Below are 16,282 nucleotides of genomic sequence, written 5' to 3'. Positions count from 1 at the left end.
CATCCGTGAGGATGATGTACGCCGCTGTGGTCGTGACCATGATGGCCATCAGCGTCGGATACCAGCGCATGTCCGTCGACTGAGTCGCCTCGATGGACATGGTGGGCGGTCGTGTCATCGCCGACCGCTTCAGAAGCAGCACAAATCATCGAGACGGCCGCAAACGACTGAACCGGAAGGCTCAGTGCCAACAGCACGACGAGAATAATTTTGCGCCAGTAGGACATAGCCGCGAAGTTTAGCACGGGCTTACGACCTGGTTAAGCGTGCGAAGGCGTCATTTCCTAACTGAAGGCTGGCCTCGAGCGGATTCAACGCTCTCGGCTAGGGACATTTCCGGTGTGGCCGTTGCGACTCTACTTGACATTCCCATCGTGGGAATGTTCATGCTGTAAAGGTAACTTATTACGTGGGGATGAAAATGGAATTCAAGGTTTCGGACATGTCGTGCGGTGGATGTGCAAGCGCAATCAGCAAGGCAATTGCACGGCTGGACCCGGCGGCAAAGGTTCAGATTGACGTCGCAGCCAAGACAGTGAAAGTGGAATCTGCGTTGAATCAGGGCCAGATTTTCCACGCAATCGAGCAGGCTAACTTCCATCCAGTGGTCATAGCGCCGTAAAGACCAGTGAGAGTCTCGGATGCGCCCCTTCTGTTAGCGCTGGGTCTGGTTGCGTCCGTTCCGTCGGCCGCCGCGGCTGAAAACGTCATCGTTCTCGATTCGGCGGACGCGAATGTCAGCTTGATAGACGAGGCCATTCTAAAGGTTGTCGATACCGTGGCCGTCGGAAACGAGCCGCACCATTTGACGGCGACGCCCGACAACCAATCGTTGATAGTGGCGAACGCGGTCGGGATTAGGCTCGTCTAGGCCCCTGCGGGCCTGTGGCTGATTCCCAGCGACAAATTTCTTCTAGCAGGCATGACGGGTGCTGACTACGTCGCTGTTATCGACCGGCGCGCCCGGTAAATTGTGAAGGCCATCCACATCGACAAGGGGGCTCACAATTTCCGTTCGCTCGCTGATAGTCAGCACGTGCTCGTCACGAATCGGGTCGGCAATACCATTAGCATCCTCGACGAGAACTCGCTCACAAACGTCGGCACCATCAAGGGCTTGCTGCCTGCGCCGGACGATATGGAACTGACACCTGACCGGCGATACCTGCGGGTTACGTTCCGCTTGAGCCGTTACGTCGGTGTCGCTGACATGAAGACGCTGAAGTTCATGAGCACCATCAAGGTCGGCATGTCACCTCACCGCACCTATTTTTAGAATCGCGCACCATTGTCATAGGAGCGCAACTCACAGAGTTCGTGATGCACATTCTCAGCGCACTGGGTCATGCCCTGTGGATGTCCTTCACCATGTTATGGCAGATTTTCTGGGGGCTCAGCCTCGGCTTCCTGTTTTCCGCCGTGATTGAGGTGACGGTCTCGAAGTCCGAGATGTCGAAGCTGCTTCCGGACGCCTCCTTGCGTTCGCTCACGCGTGCGAGCCTGTTCGGTGCAGCGTCGTCATCGTGCTCTTATGCGGCCGTCGCCATGGCGCGCTCCATGGTGCGTAAAGGAGCCGACTTTACCGCTGCCATGGCATTCCAGTTCGCTGCGACCAATTTAGTGCTTGAGCTGGGCGTGCTGATGTGGGTACTGATTGCCTGGCAGTTCGCCGCCGCCGAGTTCGTCGGTGGCACCATCATGATTGGTGTGCTCGTCCTGCTGTTTCGATTCTTCCTGCGCGATTCCCTGCGAAAGCAGGCTATCGACCAGGCGAACAAAGGTGTCGCCGGCAGCATGGAAGGGCATGCTGCCATGTCGATGGGTGAACAGAAGGGGACCTGGAAAGAGCGGCTCTCATCGAAGGATGGCTGGAGGGCAATCAGTCATAGCTATGTGATGAACTGGACCATGCTATGGCGTGACATTGGCATCGGGCTACTTGTTGCCGGTGCCATAGCCGCCTGGGTGCCGGACAGTTTCTGGCAGAAGTCTTTTCTGGTAAGTCATCCGGCAGTCGCAATGATTTGGGGCGCTTTCATCGGCCCGCTCATCGCAGTTGCCTCGTTCACCTGTTCCGTCGGAAACGTACCGTTGGCAGCGGTTCTATGGAAAGGGGGCATCAGCTTTGGTGGCGTCGCCTCGTTCATATTCGGTGACCTCATCATCCTTCCCATCCTGAACATCTACCGGAAGTACTACGGCGGCAAAATGACCGTGTTCATGGCGGTCACCTTTTATATCGCCATGGTCGTGGCAGCGCTTATCGTGGAGGCGGTGTTCCAGTTGGCTGGCTTGATTCCGCGCGAACACCGGACAGCGATGGTCGATGCGACTATTTCCTTCAACTACACCACGATACTCAACATCGGTTTCGGTGTCGTGTTCATGGTATTGACGTTTGTGTTCTTCAGGACAGGTGGTCCCGAAATGGTGCGGATGATGGAGCGCGGCGAACATGACCATCACGGGGCCGGACATCGAGCAGGTTCCCACGAACATCATCCGCCTGGGCATGGCCACGGCACTCACCAGCAACATTGAATTGCAAACGAGGTTGCATACCCAAGTACTCCAGAACCTTTCACACTTTAAGGATGCGTCGCGGGATGCTTACCACGAACGCGGGCAATTTTCGCAGAAGCTGCATCCAAATGGAGAGGATATGAACCGAAATCGGATAGCGGTCGCAGCCGAGCTACCTCGGTGCATACCGAATTAGGTCGGCGCTGTGTTGCATGAAGACGTATGTGCCCGCGGTGAGCAAGAGGGCGACCATTGCCGAAACACCCAAGGCGAGCGTCTTGCTTCTGCCGCCGTCGCCAATATGGTGAAGTAAGGCCACCGAGGCGATACACGCGATACCAAAACTGATGCCAGCGAGGACGTCCGAGAACCAGTGGGCTCCGAGGTAGAGGCGCGAAAATGAGATGAGCGCAATGAGAAGGCCCGCTGCTATGGCAATACGCTGGCGCCATACGCCGCGATAGGTACGTGCGACAAAGTAAGCAAGAAGACCGCAGGTGACGACGCTCAGTGTCGCGTGGTTACTAGGGAACGAGAAACTGTGCACACCCTCGTATATCAACGTCGGCCTCGGCCGCTGAATGACGAAGACTTCAGCCAACCCGATTGCTGCTACCCAGTAAAGGCCACTTCGCAATTCGCGCTGCCAGACGAACCAGCCAAGCACGACGAACATCACAGGGACGGTGACCGCCGCATCGCCGAGTTCCGACGCAGCGACCATCACCGAATCGAGGGCGGGAAAGCGAAGGGGCTGCATGGCGGCGTGAATAGCAACGTCCACGTCTACCAGCGGGTCATGACTGACGACATCCTCGAGCACGCCAAAGAAGAGCCACACGCCACCAATCACCAGTACCGTTGCAACAAGCAGGTTGCGGACGCCGATGCGCTCGTAAATCAGATGCCAGGTAATCCTCTGTCCGCCGGACATACCAAACTCGCTTCCGGGCGCAAATGTCGCGGCCGAAAGTTTATAGACGACCCGCGTGAGTGCAAAGCTGGCTACCAGCACCACGATAGCCGATGTGAGCGGCATCATCGGTGACGGCAGCGAGAGGTTGAAGAACGTTCGGAGCGGCCGCAATGCGACGACCAGGACGAAGCATGCAGTCATTGCGCCAATCGATAACGCGCGAAAAAGATTCACCGGCCTGGACAACAGGTATAGAGTCCACAATGCGACGCAGAACAATGCGATGGCGACCATTGTCCGCGCGCTTTCGAGGCCTCCATTTTCATATTGAAACACGGTGAAATAGGCTGCGAATGTGCCGATGGCGGCCACAAGACCTGCCGGAATGGCGAATCGCATCACTCGCCCAATGAAGCCGGGCTTGACGCGGTCGCCACCGGCCTCCATGGATAGCAGGAAGGCAGGTATCCCGATACTCAATGTGCCTACAAGAGTGAGGTGGCGCGGAAGGAAAGGGAACGGCAGGTCGGCAATACCCGCTGCAATTGCGAGCAGCATCGCATAGACCGTTTTGGTCACGAAGAGGTTTGCCAGACGCTCAACGTTGCCGATGATTCGCCGCCCCTCGCCGACAATAGCCGGTAGCGACGCAAGACGGTCATCGACCAGTACAAGTGGCGCGACCGTGCGGGCGGCCCCTGAACTACTCCCCATCGCGATACCAATGTCTGCCTGTTTCAGCGCAAGCACATCGTTGACTCCGCCACCTATCATGGCGACGGTATGACCGTTTGCCTGCAACGCGGCGACCATTGCTTTCTTGTGTTGAGGCATCGGGGCCGGCGCTCAGACTCGGGTGAGTCCTTCCGCGTCTTCGATATGGATCGTTTTGCCTTTCGCCCGCACGAGGCGATCGCGCCGAAACCTTGATTGGCGACGTCATCGCAAATATGCATCAGCGGCGCTTTAACCGAGACCAGGAATCGAGGTAGCCGGCGTTGGAATATTCCTGACGACAGGAGGTCGCTCTCTGAGCACGGAAGTGGAAGGGTGCTACAGGTCGGTTTCGTCGTCGAACAGCTTGTGACGGATCGCATAGCGAACCAGCCCGTTCTCGTTCGGCATCTGCATTTTTTCGAGGATGCGCGTCTTGTGTGTGCTGATCGTCTTGACGCTGACGCAAAGTTCGTTGGCGATCTCGCTGATGCTCTGGCCTTCGACGAGGCGCCGGAACACGTCAAATTCGCGATCGGACAACCGCTGGTGCGGCAGCGTGTCGACAGGCTCGTTCAGATTCTGCGCGAAGCGTTCGGCCATCGCGAGACTCACATACACGCCCCCTGACGCAGCTTTCGTCACCGCGCCGACCAGCTCCGCGCTCGCGCTTTCCTTGGTCAGATAGCCCGACGCGCCCGCCTTGAACGCGCGCACCGCGTATTGCTGCTCGGCGTGCATCGTCAGTACCAGAATCCGCAGGTCGGGTTTTTCTTCCTTGATCTGCTTGATCAGTTCGATGCCATTGCGCCCGGGCATCGACAGATCGAGCACGAGCACGTGCGCATGCGTCGCGCGGATCAGCGCGATCGTCGTGGCGCTGTCACACGCTTCGCCGGCTACGTCAAAGTCGCTTGCCTGCTGGAGGATATGGCGCAGCCCCTCGCGCACGAGCGTGTGGTCGTCGGCTAGCAACACTTTGATCATGAGGTGATCTCTTTCTGTTGCATCGATTGCAAGGGAAACGTATTCACCGTTGCCTTTGACTGTCTACCGATTGGGGACACGACAATTATCCGCCTTCCACAGCAAGCAGTACGCGCCATTTGTGCACAGCGTCGGTCCAAGCGTGCTCGCCATCGCAGGGCGGCCAGTGTTATTCAGCGTCTCCTGAATGACGTGGCCTCGCACCATCGCCCCATGCCGTGAATAGTCCGTAGTAAGCGGTTCGCGGGGACGGCGCGCGCATTGGCCCGGTTGCCCTTCATCCTCCACACCTGCGCCGTCTCGCAGCGCTCATTTAGCTCGGGCGCCACTCAATGCGCCATCAACACCGGCACCGTCATCGATTCGAGCATCGTCCGCGTGACGCCGCCCCACACACGTTCACGCGCACGCGAATGGCCATACGCGCCCATCACCAGCAGATCGGCGTGCAGGTCCGAGACCCGGTTAAGCAGCGTCGCGCCAGTGCCCGCGACGCGAAGGCGCGGCGTCGTCGAGAACGACGCGCGCACGCCCTGCGCTTCGAGCCATGCTGCGACGTCGATCGCGCCGGGTCCCGTTTCACGGTCATGCGTGGGCCCGACGACGTCGACGGCGACAAAGCGCGCGCGTTGAAGCAGCGGCATCGCGTCGGCGATCGCTCGTGAGGCTTCGCGGCTGCCGTCCCACGCGATCAACACGTTCTCGCCAAGCGTCGGGACCGCACCCGCGTGCGGGATCACGAGCGCGGGTCGCCCCGCGCCCAGCACGACCTCGCCGGCGAAATGCCGATCGACGTAAGTCGCGGGATCGTGCGGGTCGGGTTGGCCGAGCACGATCAGATCGGCGTGCCGCGCATGAAGTGTGGTCACATCGACCGGCGAGCCCTCCGGCGTGCGCCATTCCGCTGTGCGGCCGGCGCGCTCGGCCGCGGCTAGAAATGCCTGCTGAGCCGTCTCACGGCGATCGGCCGACAGTGCGGCGAGCTGGGCGACGAAACCGTCGTCGGTGCCGAACAGCGGTTTCGCGAAGTCCTCGCACACGACATACAAACCGATCAGGTGTGCGTCCCAACGCTGCGCAAGATCGAGCGCGAGCGCGACGCGCGCGTCGCAGCGACGGCTGTCGTCGATATGAACGAGCAGGGTCTTGTAGCTCATGTCAGCTCCTTTTCGGCGGACGCGGTGACGGACTGATCGTCGGGTTCAACGACCGCACGGGCCGGAATCAACAGGACCGGGCAGCGGGCGCTGCGCAGCACGCGCTCGGCGACGCTGCCGAGCATGACGCGCCGAAAGCCGCGGCGGCCGTGCGTACCCATCACGATGGCATCGGCGTTCCATTCGAGCGCCGCCGCGATGATGCGCTTCGCGACGTCTTCGCCGGGGATCGAAGCTTCCACGGTGCGTGGCGTGCCCTTGACGCCGTGCGATGCCAGCCGGCTCTTCGCGTCGGTCGCGATCCGCTGGCCTTCTTCGATGAAGGCGTCCTCGATCACGGACGGATCGAAACCTGGCGTGTCGTACGCCATGATGGGCAGATCGATCACATACAGCGGCATCAATTCGGCACCGGACTCGGCGGCGAGGGTCAATGCGGCATCGAAGGCTCGAGAGGCGGTATCGCTGCCGTCGAGCGCGACCAGTAGGCGGTGAAACATAATGGTCTCCTTAAGCGCGATCTTCAGTGCGACAACAGCACTGGCACGGTCATCGACTCGAGCATCGTGCGCGTTGCGCCTCCCAGTACGACTTCATGCAGGCGGGAGTGTGCGTACGCGCCCATCACGATCAGGTCGCAGCCGAGCTCCGACGCCTGCGACAGCAAAGCATCGCCGACCGGCGTGTCGTTTTCGATGGTCAGCTCTCGCACGTCGATCTTCACGCCGTGACGCGCGATGGTCAGCGCGATGTCCGCGCCGGGAATCCGATCGCGCGGCGGTTGATCGCTGGGCGAATGGACCGTCAGCAGCGACACCTTCGCGGCATGCGCGAGGAACGGCAGCGCGTCGTGGATCGCGCGGGTGGCTTCACGGCTGCCGTCCCACGCGATCAGCACGTGCCGGCCCGGCGGCGTGACGCGCCCGCTCGACGGCACCAGCAATACCGGCCGTCCCGTCGACAGCACGACGTGCTCGACGAACTGTTCGGCGACGAACGCCTCGGGGTCGACCGGATCAGTCTGTCCGAGCACGATCAGATCGGCGAGACGGGCGTACGGCGGCACATCGTCGTTCGCATAGCCGTCTGCGGTGATCCACTGACCTTCGACCTTTGCACGCGCGAGTTCGGCATGAAAGAGCCGCTCGAGCGAGCCAGCCCTTTCGTGGCGCTGGCGCTCGTGCTCCGCGTAGTACTCGGCAGTGCCGGCCATGACGAAGAACGCGTGGCGCGGTGGCACATAGGTCGAAAACAGACCGGTCAGCCGCGCGTGAAACCGGTGTGCAAGCTGCAATGCGATCTCGAGACGCGGATGCGCGCGAACGCTCGTATCGATGTGAACGAGAATGCTTTTGTAGCTCATCGTCAAGGCTCCCTGACAGACCGCGTGGAAACGGGCGCAACCCGTGGTGACATTTAGTCTATGGTCCAGCCCGGCGCGACTGTTGACGCAGATCAAGCACGCGGATGCCGCATGCCAGTTGACGTGGGTCAATCGCTGCCGGCCGAGCTCAATTACTCTGACACCACCGCCCGCAAGTCGGATCTTGATCGAAGCGGCATCGCATCGCGAGCCGGCACGTTCGCAGCGCATGACGCTCAATTGGCGGATGAGGTGCCCCATGTCCGCTGTCGGAGAAAGCATATGTCCGAGCGTTGCAGGATTCTCATCGTCTATTACTCGCGAACCGGCACAACGCGGCGTGATGCCGAGCTGCTCGCGTCCGGGCTGGACGCCGACATCGAACCGATCCGCGAACCCGGCGGTCCCGAGCCGCGTAACGGTGCACGCGGTTTCGTCAGATCGTTGATGGATGCGCTGTGTCATCGACACGCCGAGGTCATGCCGGCGTTGCTCGACGTCGCAGCGTATGACCTCGTCGTCGTTGGCGCGCCGGTCTGGGCACGCGGCGCATGCGCGCCAGCTCGGGCGTGGTTGGAATTGCACGGCCCGCAGGTTCGCCGGCTCGCGCTGTTTTGCTGCGAGGGCGCGTTCGGCGGCAAAGAGGCGCTGAAGCAGATGTCTGAGGCGGCGGGCAAGGTGCCGCTTGCGACCTGCGTGTTTACCGGCAGTGACCTGTATCGACGCAAAGACGGCGTCAAGCGCGACACGTTCGCGCAGAAGATCAGGTCGAGAATGGCGGCACGCCGCGAGATGGAGTGGCTGGTGTAGCGGGGTGTTCAGGCTCGCGGTCGAAAACGTTGCGACTCGACGCGCAGCGAGCCGCGCAACGCGTCGAAGTCGGTGCGCGGATGACGATGCACAGGCGTTCCGTCCGGAGCCGTGAAAGCGGGTGCTTGCGCTCGAGCAAGACCGCTTGCTACGTCAGTTCGAGTCGTTCGTTGTAGAGATCCAGCACGTCGGCAAAGGCCACAGCGACTTCGCGATCAGCAGCCGGCACCATGTCGCCCCCGCATCCTGACATGCAGAGCAGCGCGAACAGAAACGAAACGATCAGGGCGGGTCTCAGTCGTCCTCGCCGGGTAGTGTGGATGTGGCCGGGGCGGTATTCATCGCAAGCGTAGACGCGTGGCAGTGGCACCGCTTGATCGCCGTCAATGGGATGTTTGATCAGGATCAGTCTTCATACGCGACGAGCCGCTATGTTTGGAGACACCCGGGAAGCGATCGTCACGGGACGCGACGCGATCGTCGATGTCGAGTTCGCTGCACACGAGCTGCGGTTGGCCGGGTTCAGACGCGACAAAGACTGGAAACCCGATGAACAGCAAACTCAGCGAGATCCATAAATGCATTGGTTCGGCGGCCACACCGACACCGGCGCGGTCATAAAGCGCGCCGCGTATCGGATCTGGGTGTCGATCCTATCTGTGGTGCTCGTTGCCGGATGCGCGAGCACCGCGCGCGAGGCGGCCTTCCGCCGCGAGGAAGTCGCGCTGTTCGAGGCGCGTCAACAAGCGTCTGTGCGTTGCGAACCGACGGTCGATTGCGAGTCGGCATGGGTACGCACGCGCGCGTTCGTCGCGACGCATTCGGCGAGCCGCATCGTCCGCGCTGACGATACGCTGATCGAAACCGCGTTGCCGCATTCGGTCGGCTTCGTGTATCTCGCGGCGCAGAAGGGACGGCTCGACGAAGATCACGCGCTAATTCAGCTGAAAGCGATGTGCCGCGGCATGTACCGCACCGACGGTAACGCGAGCGTGATGTATTGGACCTGTGCGAATGCGATCGTCGCGGTCGAGGACGAGTTTCGCGCGTTTATGAGCGAAGCGAAATGACGAGCTTCAGCGAGCTCGAATGCGTATCAGTGCACGGGATCGCTCCGCCGAATCAGTCCGCAAAGCGCATGACCACACTACGTTGACCTGCATCAAATAGGTGGCCGGTCGTATGCGTATCTTGAGCTTGAGGTCGCAGCGGGTAAATGCTGTCCAGGACGGCAAAACCATGTTCCGCGATGCGCCCGACAAGAGCGACGGGGCGCAGCAAATGCGCGGAATAATCGATTACATGACCGATCCGAATGTCGGCACAGGAATAAACAGCGCGGATCCCCGGCTGGTCTGATATCGATCGAACCTCGGGATCGAAAGAACCTTTATGCGGGCCTTGCCATGTGTCTTTGTCGAGCCACAGAGCGAACGCGCCGCGCAACGTGAGCGACTGACGGGGTGATCGCCGCGATCGTATGTCGCTGGCCGGCTCGACGAGTCCTTATTGGCTAAGCACCCACTGCACTAAGGTGTGCGCGTCCTGTGCCGACAGCGGGCCACCGCGTTCGGCCGCGGGCGGCATCGGCGTATCGCCCCAGTGTGCCTTGCCGCCGAGCCGCAGCTTGTGCTCAAGCATCGGCTGCGCATCGGGCATGTTGCGATAGTGGTCGGCGATCTGCTGGAACGACGGCGCGAGAAATGGCGCATCGCGCGTGTGGCAGAACATGCAGTGCTGCTGATCGACGAGCGCGGTCGGCTCGGATTCGCCGTAGGCGGTGCCGGCCGTCAGCGCGGACGCCGCGCACACCAGCAGACAGTTTCGAATTCGCGCAATCACGGCAGTGCTCCCGCATAAGGAATAAGACCAGTGTATGGGCGGCGAAACTGCCCTTATTGACCTCGGTCAAATGATCTGCGGTGCAAGCCGGCGGGTTCCCGGTTCGCCCGTGCGCCGTGGCATTGGGTAAAGCTTTCGCCCGCCAGTCAGCGGCAAGTTTCGCGCGTGCGGGAGCGTATCCAAATGACGAGGGCCGCCGCGCATCTGATATGCGCGGCGGCCCGAGTGCAGCGGCGGATGAGCGTAATCAATCCGCAAAACGCGTCACCACCGCGGCGCTGAGCGATTCCATTTCGACGACCGGGGGTTTCGCGCCGATCGGCAGGACCGTGCGCCCCAGCGACTCGTTGATGATCTCGGCCGCGGACAGATAGAACGCGAGCAGCGCCGTCAGCAGGCCGCCATAGCCACCCGCGTGCCGAAGTGCCGCCGAGCCGAGCCATTCGCCGGCCGCAAGCAGAAAGAAGGTCGCCCACAGCGCGACGAACACGCACTGCAGCGCGCGCGACGAGCGGAACGTCGCGATCCACATGTAGAACGTGAAGACGCCCCACAACAGCAAATACCAGCCGACGAACGCGGCCGGCACCTGTTCGTGCAGGAACAGCGCAAACAGCGCGAACGACCACCAGAACGCGCCATAGCTCAGGAACGCGGTGGCGCCAAATGTGTTGCAGCGCGGAATCTCCATGAGTCCGGCGACGATCTGCATGCTGCCGCCGAACGCAAACGCAACGGCGAGCACGAGACCGAGCGAGCCGCCGCTGAACCAGCCGGCGTTGATCATGCTCAGGAGCCACGTGGTCAGCGCGAAGGCGGCAAGGCCGAGCGATGCGGGGTTGGGAGCGGTGGGTTTCATGGTGAAGTCTCCTGAATGGAACTGGGGGGCTTACTCGTGATGTCCGAACTGCAGCAGCACGGCGGGGTTTTCCACGGTGGACATGTCCTGCTCGACCGTTTCCCCCTTCGCGACCGAGCGCAGCAGACGCCGCACGACCTTGCCGGAGCGCGTCTTCGGCATGCTGTCGCCGAAGCGGATTTCCTTCGGCTTGGCGATCGGCCCGATTTCCTTGCCCACCCACGCACGCAACTGCTCCGCGACCTTTTTCGCTTCGGCGCCTTCCGGGCGCGGCCCCTTGAGCACGACGAATGCGACGATCGCTTCGCCGATCGTCTCGTCGGGCCGGCCGACGACCGCGGCCTCCGCCACCAGCGAATGCGCGGCGAGCGCCGATTCGATTTCCATCGTGCCCATGCGGTGGCCCGAAACGTTCAGCACATCGTCGATGCGGCCGGTGATCGTGAAATAGCCGGTCTGCGGATCGCGAATCGCCCCGTCGCCCGCCAGATAAAGTTTGCCGCCCAGGTCCGCGGGGTAGTAGCCACTGCGGAAGCGCTGCGGATTGCCCCAGATGGTGCGCAGCATCGACGGCCATGGCTCCTTGATGACCAGCAGGCCGCCCTGACCGTTCGGCAGGTCGCAGCCGGTTTCGTCGACGATCGCGGCCTCGATGCCGGGCAGCGGCAACGTGCACGATCCGGCGACGAGCGGTGTCGCGCCCGGCAGCGGCGTGATCATGTGGCCGCCCGTTTCGGTTTGCCAGAAGGTGTCGAGCACCGGACAGCGTCCGCCGCCGACTTCGCGCGCAAACCACTCCCACGCGCTCGGATTGATCGGCTCGCCGACGGTGCCGAGCAAACGTAACGAGCCGAGGTCGAAGCGACGCGGATGCACGCTGCTGTTCGTCTCGGCGGCCTTGATCAGCGAGCGGATCGCAGTGGGCGCCGTATAGAAGATGCTGACCTTGTGCCGCGCGATCATCTCCCAGAACCGTCCCGCGTCGGGCCACGTCGGCACGCCCTCGAAAATCACCTGGGTCGCGCCGACCGCGGTCGGGCCATAGCAGATGTAGCTGTGACCGGTGATCCAGCCGATGTCGGCCGTGCACCAGTACACGTCGTCGGCGCGCAGGTCGAACGTCCACTTCATCGTGACGGCGGCCCACAGCAGATAGCCCGCCGTGCTGTGCTGCACGCCCTTGGGCGTGCCGGTCGAACCGGACGTGTACAGAACGAACAGCGGATGTTCGGCACCGACCCATTCGGGTTCGCAGGTGTCGGGCTGGGTCGCTTCGAGTTCGTGCAGCCAGCAGTCGCGCGGTTCGTCCCACAGGATCGAGCCGCCCGTGCGCCGATAGACGATCACGGTATGGATCGCGTCGGTGCCTGCCATGTTCAGCGCTTCGTCGACGACGGATTTCAAGGGCAGATTCTTGCCGCCGCGCATCTGCTCGTCGGCGGTAATGACGGCGACGGCGCCGACGTCGACCATGCGTTCGTGCAGCGACTTCGCCGAGAAGCCGCCGAACACGACCGAATGAAGCGCACCAATGCGCGCGCAGGCCTGCATCGCGACGACACCTTCGATCGACATCGGCAGATAGATCATCACGCGGTCTCCACACGCGATGCCGCGCGCGCGCAGCCCATTCGCCAGGCGGCACACGCGCGCATGCAGTTGCCGGTACGTGATGGTCGTCACGGTGCCGTCGTCGGCCTCGAAAATGATCGCGGTCTTGTTGGCGTTGCCGTCGTGCAGATGGCGGTCCAGGCAGTTGTACGACGCGTTCAGCAGACCGTCGTCGAACCACTTGAAGAACGGTGCGTTCGATTCGTCGAGCACCTTCGTGAAGGGCCGGTGCCAGCTCAGATGCTCGCGCGCGAGCCGTGCCCAGAAGCCGCTCCGGTCGGTGCGGGCTTCGTTGACGAGCGCTTCGTAGGCGGCCATGCCGTCGATGGCGGTGTCCTTAAGAAGCGGCGGGGCGGCCGTTTCCGGCGTTTGATCGTTGATGGCGACAGTGGACATAGTCTTCTCGCTGACGTGAATGAGTGAACTCGGACAGGTACACCGCGACTGCCGATATCCGACGATCGGCGGCGCGGCGGCGTGCATGACTCGAACAGTGCTTCGGATGTCGCAACCAGTGTGTTGCGCAAAGCAAGGGGCACGATTGACTCAGATCAATCGCGGGTGCGTGACGCGAATTTGTGCGTCTGCGAAGGAGCACGAATCGTGTCGTCCGATGGTCCGACGAGAGTCAGCCGATTCCTACGAGCGGTCTCCACGGACTACCCGCGTTTCCGCCGCCGCTGATTTAGATAACGAGCACGGTTGCCAATAATAGATTCGACGGCACGCCGTTTCCACGGCGTCAGAGTCGGCGAAAACGAGGAGGCGGTCATGAAAGACACCATCATTCCCCTGCGGGCACTGGTCGAAAAATGGCTTGCGCCCACCGGCGCGACCCCCGCGCATGTGGTGCGCACCGGCCGCATGGCGATCACTCGCGCGCGTTACGTCAGGCTTGAAGGCGCGATTTCTTCGCGGCCCCTGACGATAGTGTTTTTCCGGCACGGCAATGGTTCGTGGGACGTGTTTCCGCCCGTTGAATGCCTGCCGGCGATGAGCGCGGGGTGTGTTTAAGCGCTGAGCCCTCTCACAGCGGCACCGCTGGCTACGGGAGCGGCATCGCGTCGTGAGATGCTTGGGCACATCAAGAAAATGACCTTTATCCCCCGTCCTTCGTCGCGGTTGACGCAGGTCAATGACTCCGCTTCACGGAGGAACACGATAGGCCTGCGGCGAACGACGCTGTCCACGGACGGTGCCGCGCTCGGTGTCCGGACAATACTCGGAGCGGGAGGGGGAGGATGGGCATCGGGATGCAGATTGTCTATCTCGGCTTCGCTGGCACCGCGCAGCTCGAAGCAGAGGCGGGTGTGCAGCTGGTGCGTCTTGCGCGGTTCGGGGCGCTCGTGTCGAACTGCCATCTGGCGGTTGAGGCGTTGCGCCCGGATCGCGCCAGTCCGCATTTCGACGTGCGTCTGGATCTGACCACTCCCGCGCACGAATTCAGGTCCATCGCGCATTGCGTCGGCGACAACGCCGAGGCGGCGATCCGCGGCGCGTTCGATCTCGCGGAACAAGAACTCGAAGCGATCGCAGCGCGAGCGCGCAACCACTGACCGACGATGGCTCGACGCACGATGTTTCACGCGCCATGCGCTTGACGACGGACGGTGCTGGATCACGAACTGCTGCAAAGGCGAGCGAAGCCGTCGGTGCACTGGACCTGGCTTGACGTGGATCAACGACACAATTGGGCCATTTGATGGTCTGCTTATATGAAGGAGAGCGCAATGAGCAATCTGACGCATTTTGATCCGTTTTCGACGGATCCTGTTTCGGAGCTGTTCCAGGGATTTTTCCGGCCGATGCGCTCGATGCTGACGACACAGGACACCGAACTCGCATCGATGAAGATCGACGTGACGGAAAACGACGGTGCATATTCGGTGAAAGCCGCACTGCCGGGCGTCGACAAGAAGGATATCGACGTTCAGATCGACGGGCGCGTCGTTTCGATCAACGCGAAGGTCGAGCGCAACAAGGAGGAAAAGGAGGGCGAACACGTGATCCGTCGCGAGCGTTACTCCGGCACGTTCAGCCGCTCGTTCTCGCTCGGCGGCGAGGTCGACGAGGCCAATGCGAAAGCCGAATACAAGGACGGTGTGCTGTCGTTGAGCCTGCCGAAAAAAGCCTCGAGCGAGCACAAGCGCCTGACGGTCAACTAGAAGCCAGCAACCCAGCCTGGACGATGAAGTATGGCGCGCCGTCACTGGCGCGCCTTTTGTTTGGTTCATCGAGGATTTCCGGGGAACGCGGCGCGGATTTTGAGGAAGAAGTACTCCTCGTCGCGGTACCCGTAAGCTCTGCGCTTGATGACCTTGATCGTGTTGTTGATCCCTTCAACGATGCTGGTGTTCAGTGGGTGGTGGCAGCGCGCCAGGATTCCATGCCAGTAGCCTTGCAGGCGCTGCGCAAACAGTTGCAGGGCGGCGATACCACTCTGGCTTGCCTGCTCGCACCATTGCTCCCAGGCCTTCTGCGCCCAGGCAGGCTTGCGATAGAACCAGAGCCGTTTGAGTTCGTCACGTAGCACATAGACACACAACAGCGATTGGTTGGCAGCCAGCAGTTCCTTCAGATGCACCGACTGCTCAGGTTTCAGGTTGCGGCGGTTACGCAACAGCAGCCAGCGGCTGGACTTCAGGACCTTGCGCGCTGGCCTGTCATGGCGAAGCTGGTTGGCCTGATCGACGCGCACGCGATCGATGACTTCGCGCCCGTATTTGGCCACGACGTGGAACAGGTCGTAGACAATCTCGGCCTGCGGGCAATGTGCGTTGATCTCCAGTTCATAGGCCGTGGTCATGTCGATTGCGACGGCCTCGATGCGTTCGGCGACGCCTTCCGGTAGCTGCTCAAAGAAGGCCCTGGCTGTCTCGCGGGAGCGTCCCGCTCCTATCCACAGCACCTGTCGGCCGATCGGATCGACCACCACCGTGGCGTACCGATGACCTTTATGGAGCGCGAACTCATCCATCGCCAGATAGCGGATCGTCGACCAGTCCGGTTCGGCCACGCGTGCGCGCAGGCGCAACTTGTCGATCGATTTGACCGTGTGCCAGCCCAGATCGTAGAAGGCCGCCACCGCCTGTACGCTGGCCGCCTGCAGCAGCTTCTCGCACGCCTTGGCGAAGCGCTCAGTCACCCGCTGGTAGCGGCCCAGCCACTCCAGCTTCTCCAGGCGCGGGCCACCGCAGTGTTCGCACCAGACCCGGCGGCGGGGCACGTGCAGCACCACCCGATACTCGAACAGTGGCAGGTCGCGCACCCGGCGAACCGCCGTTCATGAATCTGCGAACAACGCGCTCCGCATTGCTCGCAATGCATGACCCTGCTCACCGGTTTCAGATAAAGCGAAAGCGTGTGGTTGTCCCCCTGCGGCCACTCTACGCGTTCCAGCCGGTAGCCCTTCCAGCACCCCAGCGCCTGCAGTGCCTTGCGATCGAGCAATTCTCCCCCTGATGTCCCCTCAATTCAGGCATCAGATTACGCAATTGGCA

16 protein-coding genes and 2 pseudogenes are annotated in these 16,282 nt (G+C 61.8%); 8 read left to right on the top strand and 10 right to left on the bottom strand.

What is annotated here, in order from left to right; all coding sequences use genetic code 11:
- Positions 1 to 421 precede the first annotated feature (421 nt).
- The 3 genes and pseudogenes from QFZ94_RS33875 to QFZ94_RS33865 all read left to right on the top strand — a co-directional run bounded on the left by QFZ94_RS33875 (position 422) and on the right by QFZ94_RS33865 (position 2,541).
- The gene (locus QFZ94_RS33875; protein WP_368587517.1) at positions 422 to 622 is read left to right on the top strand and encodes a heavy-metal-associated domain-containing protein; all 201 of its coding nucleotides are present in this window, start codon (positions 422 to 424) and stop codon (positions 620 to 622) included.
- Between the two features lie 30 nt (positions 623 to 652).
- Positions 653 to 1,276, top strand: a pseudogene (locus QFZ94_RS33870) (YncE family protein).
- 44 nt (positions 1,277 to 1,320) lie between these two features.
- On the top strand, positions 1,321 to 2,541 hold the full coding sequence (locus QFZ94_RS33865; protein ID WP_429462378.1) for a permease: 1,221 nt from the start codon (positions 1,321 to 1,323) through the stop codon (positions 2,539 to 2,541).
- A 154-nt stretch (positions 2,542 to 2,695) separates the two neighbouring features.
- Here the strand turns inward: QFZ94_RS33865 and QFZ94_RS33860 are convergent, their stop codons facing one another.
- From QFZ94_RS33860 to QFZ94_RS33840, 5 genes are all read right to left on the bottom strand, one after another.
- A complete protein-coding gene (locus QFZ94_RS33860) occupies positions 2,696 to 4,273 on the bottom strand; it encodes an HAD-IC family P-type ATPase (RefSeq protein WP_429462376.1) in 1,578 nt (525 codons plus the stop codon).
- A 219-nt stretch (positions 4,274 to 4,492) separates the two neighbouring features.
- Complete coding sequence (locus QFZ94_RS33855; protein WP_429462374.1) at positions 4,493 to 5,140, bottom strand: response regulator; 648 nt, start codon at positions 5,138 to 5,140, stop codon at positions 4,493 to 4,495.
- Positions 5,141 to 5,469: 329 nt separating this feature from the next.
- Positions 5,470 to 6,297, bottom strand: a complete 828-nt coding sequence (locus tag QFZ94_RS33850; protein ID WP_429462372.1) for a universal stress protein — start codon at positions 6,295 to 6,297, stop codon at positions 5,470 to 5,472.
- Positions 6,294 to 6,797: a universal stress protein gene (locus QFZ94_RS33845; RefSeq protein ID WP_429456613.1), complete on the bottom strand. Its 504-nt coding sequence runs from the start codon at positions 6,795 to 6,797 to the stop codon at positions 6,294 to 6,296. Before QFZ94_RS33845 ends, QFZ94_RS33850 begins: the two co-directional genes overlap by 4 nt.
- Before the next feature lie 23 nt (positions 6,798 to 6,820).
- Entirely contained in the window at positions 6,821 to 7,660 is an 840-nt protein-coding gene (locus QFZ94_RS33840; protein WP_429462370.1) for a universal stress protein, read from the bottom strand.
- Positions 7,661 to 7,942: 282 nt separating this feature from the next.
- Between QFZ94_RS33840 and QFZ94_RS33835 the strand changes: the two genes are divergently transcribed.
- Entirely contained in the window at positions 7,943 to 8,470 is a 528-nt protein-coding gene (locus tag QFZ94_RS33835; RefSeq protein ID WP_429462368.1) for a flavodoxin family protein, read from the top strand.
- Positions 8,471 to 9,048: 578 nt separating this feature from the next.
- Positions 9,049 to 9,540, top strand: a complete 492-nt coding sequence (locus tag QFZ94_RS33830) for a hypothetical protein (protein ID WP_429462366.1) — start codon at positions 9,049 to 9,051, stop codon at positions 9,538 to 9,540.
- A gap of 52 nt (positions 9,541 to 9,592) precedes the next feature.
- Here QFZ94_RS33830 and QFZ94_RS33825 read toward each other — a convergent pair whose 3' ends face one another.
- From QFZ94_RS33825 to acs, 4 genes are all read right to left on the bottom strand, one after another.
- Positions 9,593 to 9,916: a hypothetical protein gene (locus QFZ94_RS33825; protein WP_429462364.1), complete on the bottom strand. Its 324-nt coding sequence runs from the start codon at positions 9,914 to 9,916 to the stop codon at positions 9,593 to 9,595.
- A 60-nt stretch (positions 9,917 to 9,976) separates the two neighbouring features.
- Positions 9,977 to 10,312: a c-type cytochrome gene (locus QFZ94_RS33820; protein ID WP_368587506.1), complete on the bottom strand. Its 336-nt coding sequence runs from the start codon at positions 10,310 to 10,312 to the stop codon at positions 9,977 to 9,979.
- 247 nt (positions 10,313 to 10,559) lie between these two features.
- Positions 10,560 to 11,171 (bottom strand): acetate uptake transporter, encoded by a 612-nt coding sequence (locus QFZ94_RS33815; protein WP_429456629.1) that lies wholly within the window; start codon positions 11,169 to 11,171, stop codon positions 10,560 to 10,562.
- Between the two features lie 30 nt (positions 11,172 to 11,201).
- Positions 11,202 to 13,178 (bottom strand): acetate--CoA ligase, encoded by a 1,977-nt coding sequence (gene acs / locus QFZ94_RS33810; protein WP_429456631.1) that lies wholly within the window; start codon positions 13,176 to 13,178, stop codon positions 11,202 to 11,204.
- A gap of 375 nt (positions 13,179 to 13,553) precedes the next feature.
- Here acs and QFZ94_RS33805 point away from each other — a divergent pair, with 375 nt between their 5' ends.
- The 3 genes from QFZ94_RS33805 (at position 13,554) to QFZ94_RS33795 (ending at position 14,947) form a co-directional block, all read left to right on the top strand.
- Positions 13,554 to 13,796 carry a hypothetical protein gene (locus tag QFZ94_RS33805; protein WP_429462361.1) on the top strand — a complete coding sequence of 81 codons (243 nt, stop codon included), beginning with the start codon at positions 13,554 to 13,556 and terminating at the stop codon, positions 13,794 to 13,796.
- Positions 13,797 to 14,023: 227 nt separating this feature from the next.
- A complete protein-coding gene (locus tag QFZ94_RS33800; RefSeq protein WP_429462359.1) occupies positions 14,024 to 14,338 on the top strand; it encodes a hypothetical protein in 315 nt (104 codons plus the stop codon).
- A gap of 174 nt (positions 14,339 to 14,512) precedes the next feature.
- Entirely contained in the window at positions 14,513 to 14,947 is a 435-nt protein-coding gene (locus QFZ94_RS33795) for an Hsp20/alpha crystallin family protein (protein ID WP_429462357.1), read from the top strand.
- A gap of 65 nt (positions 14,948 to 15,012) precedes the next feature.
- On the opposite strand, the pseudogene QFZ94_RS33790 reads toward QFZ94_RS33795, so the two are convergent.
- A pseudogene (locus QFZ94_RS33790) lies at positions 15,013 to 16,232 on the bottom strand (ISL3 family transposase).
- Positions 16,233 to 16,282: the final 50 nt, after the last annotated feature.

This window comes from Paraburkholderia sp. JPY465 (assembly GCF_050436725.1).
GTDB classification, from domain to species: domain Bacteria; phylum Pseudomonadota; class Gammaproteobacteria; order Burkholderiales; family Burkholderiaceae; genus Paraburkholderia; species Paraburkholderia youngii.
Note: the sequence above shows the minus strand (reverse complement) of the source record. Positions and strands in the feature narration are given on the sequence as shown.

Bases quoted from the DNA above. Each gene is read 5' to 3' on its own strand.
- QFZ94_RS33815 (WP_429456629.1), bottom strand. From the start codon at position 11,171: ATGAAACCCACCGCTCCCAACCCCGCATCGCTCGGCCTTGCCGCCTTC.
- QFZ94_RS33840 (WP_429462370.1), bottom strand. From the start codon at position 7,660: ATGAGCTACAAAAGCATTCTCGTTCACATCGATACGAGCGTTCGCGCG.
- QFZ94_RS33795 (WP_429462357.1), top strand. From the start codon at position 14,513: ATGAGCAATCTGACGCATTTTGATCCGTTTTCGACGGATCCTGTTTCG.
- QFZ94_RS33835 (WP_429462368.1), top strand. From the start codon at position 7,943: ATGTCCGAGCGTTGCAGGATTCTCATCGTCTATTACTCGCGAACCGGC.
- QFZ94_RS33855 (WP_429462374.1), bottom strand. From the start codon at position 5,140: ATGATCAAAGTGTTGCTAGCCGACGACCACACGCTCGTGCGCGAGGGG.
- QFZ94_RS33875 (WP_368587517.1), top strand. From the start codon at position 422: ATGGAATTCAAGGTTTCGGACATGTCGTGCGGTGGATGTGCAAGCGCA.
- QFZ94_RS33860 (WP_429462376.1), bottom strand. From the start codon at position 4,273: ATGCCTCAACACAAGAAAGCAATGGTCGCCGCGTTGCAGGCAAACGGT.
- QFZ94_RS33850 (WP_429462372.1), bottom strand. From the start codon at position 6,297: ATGAGCTACAAGACCCTGCTCGTTCATATCGACGACAGCCGTCGCTGC.
- QFZ94_RS33865 (WP_429462378.1), top strand. From the start codon at position 1,321: ATGCACATTCTCAGCGCACTGGGTCATGCCCTGTGGATGTCCTTCACC.
- acs (WP_429456631.1), bottom strand. From the start codon at position 13,178: ATGTCCACTGTCGCCATCAACGATCAAACGCCGGAAACGGCCGCCCCG.
- QFZ94_RS33830 (WP_429462366.1), top strand. From the start codon at position 9,049: ATGCATTGGTTCGGCGGCCACACCGACACCGGCGCGGTCATAAAGCGC.
- QFZ94_RS33805 (WP_429462361.1), top strand. From the start codon at position 13,554: ATGAAAGACACCATCATTCCCCTGCGGGCACTGGTCGAAAAATGGCTT.
- QFZ94_RS33800 (WP_429462359.1), top strand. From the start codon at position 14,024: ATGGGCATCGGGATGCAGATTGTCTATCTCGGCTTCGCTGGCACCGCG.
- QFZ94_RS33845 (WP_429456613.1), bottom strand. From the start codon at position 6,797: ATGTTTCACCGCCTACTGGTCGCGCTCGACGGCAGCGATACCGCCTCT.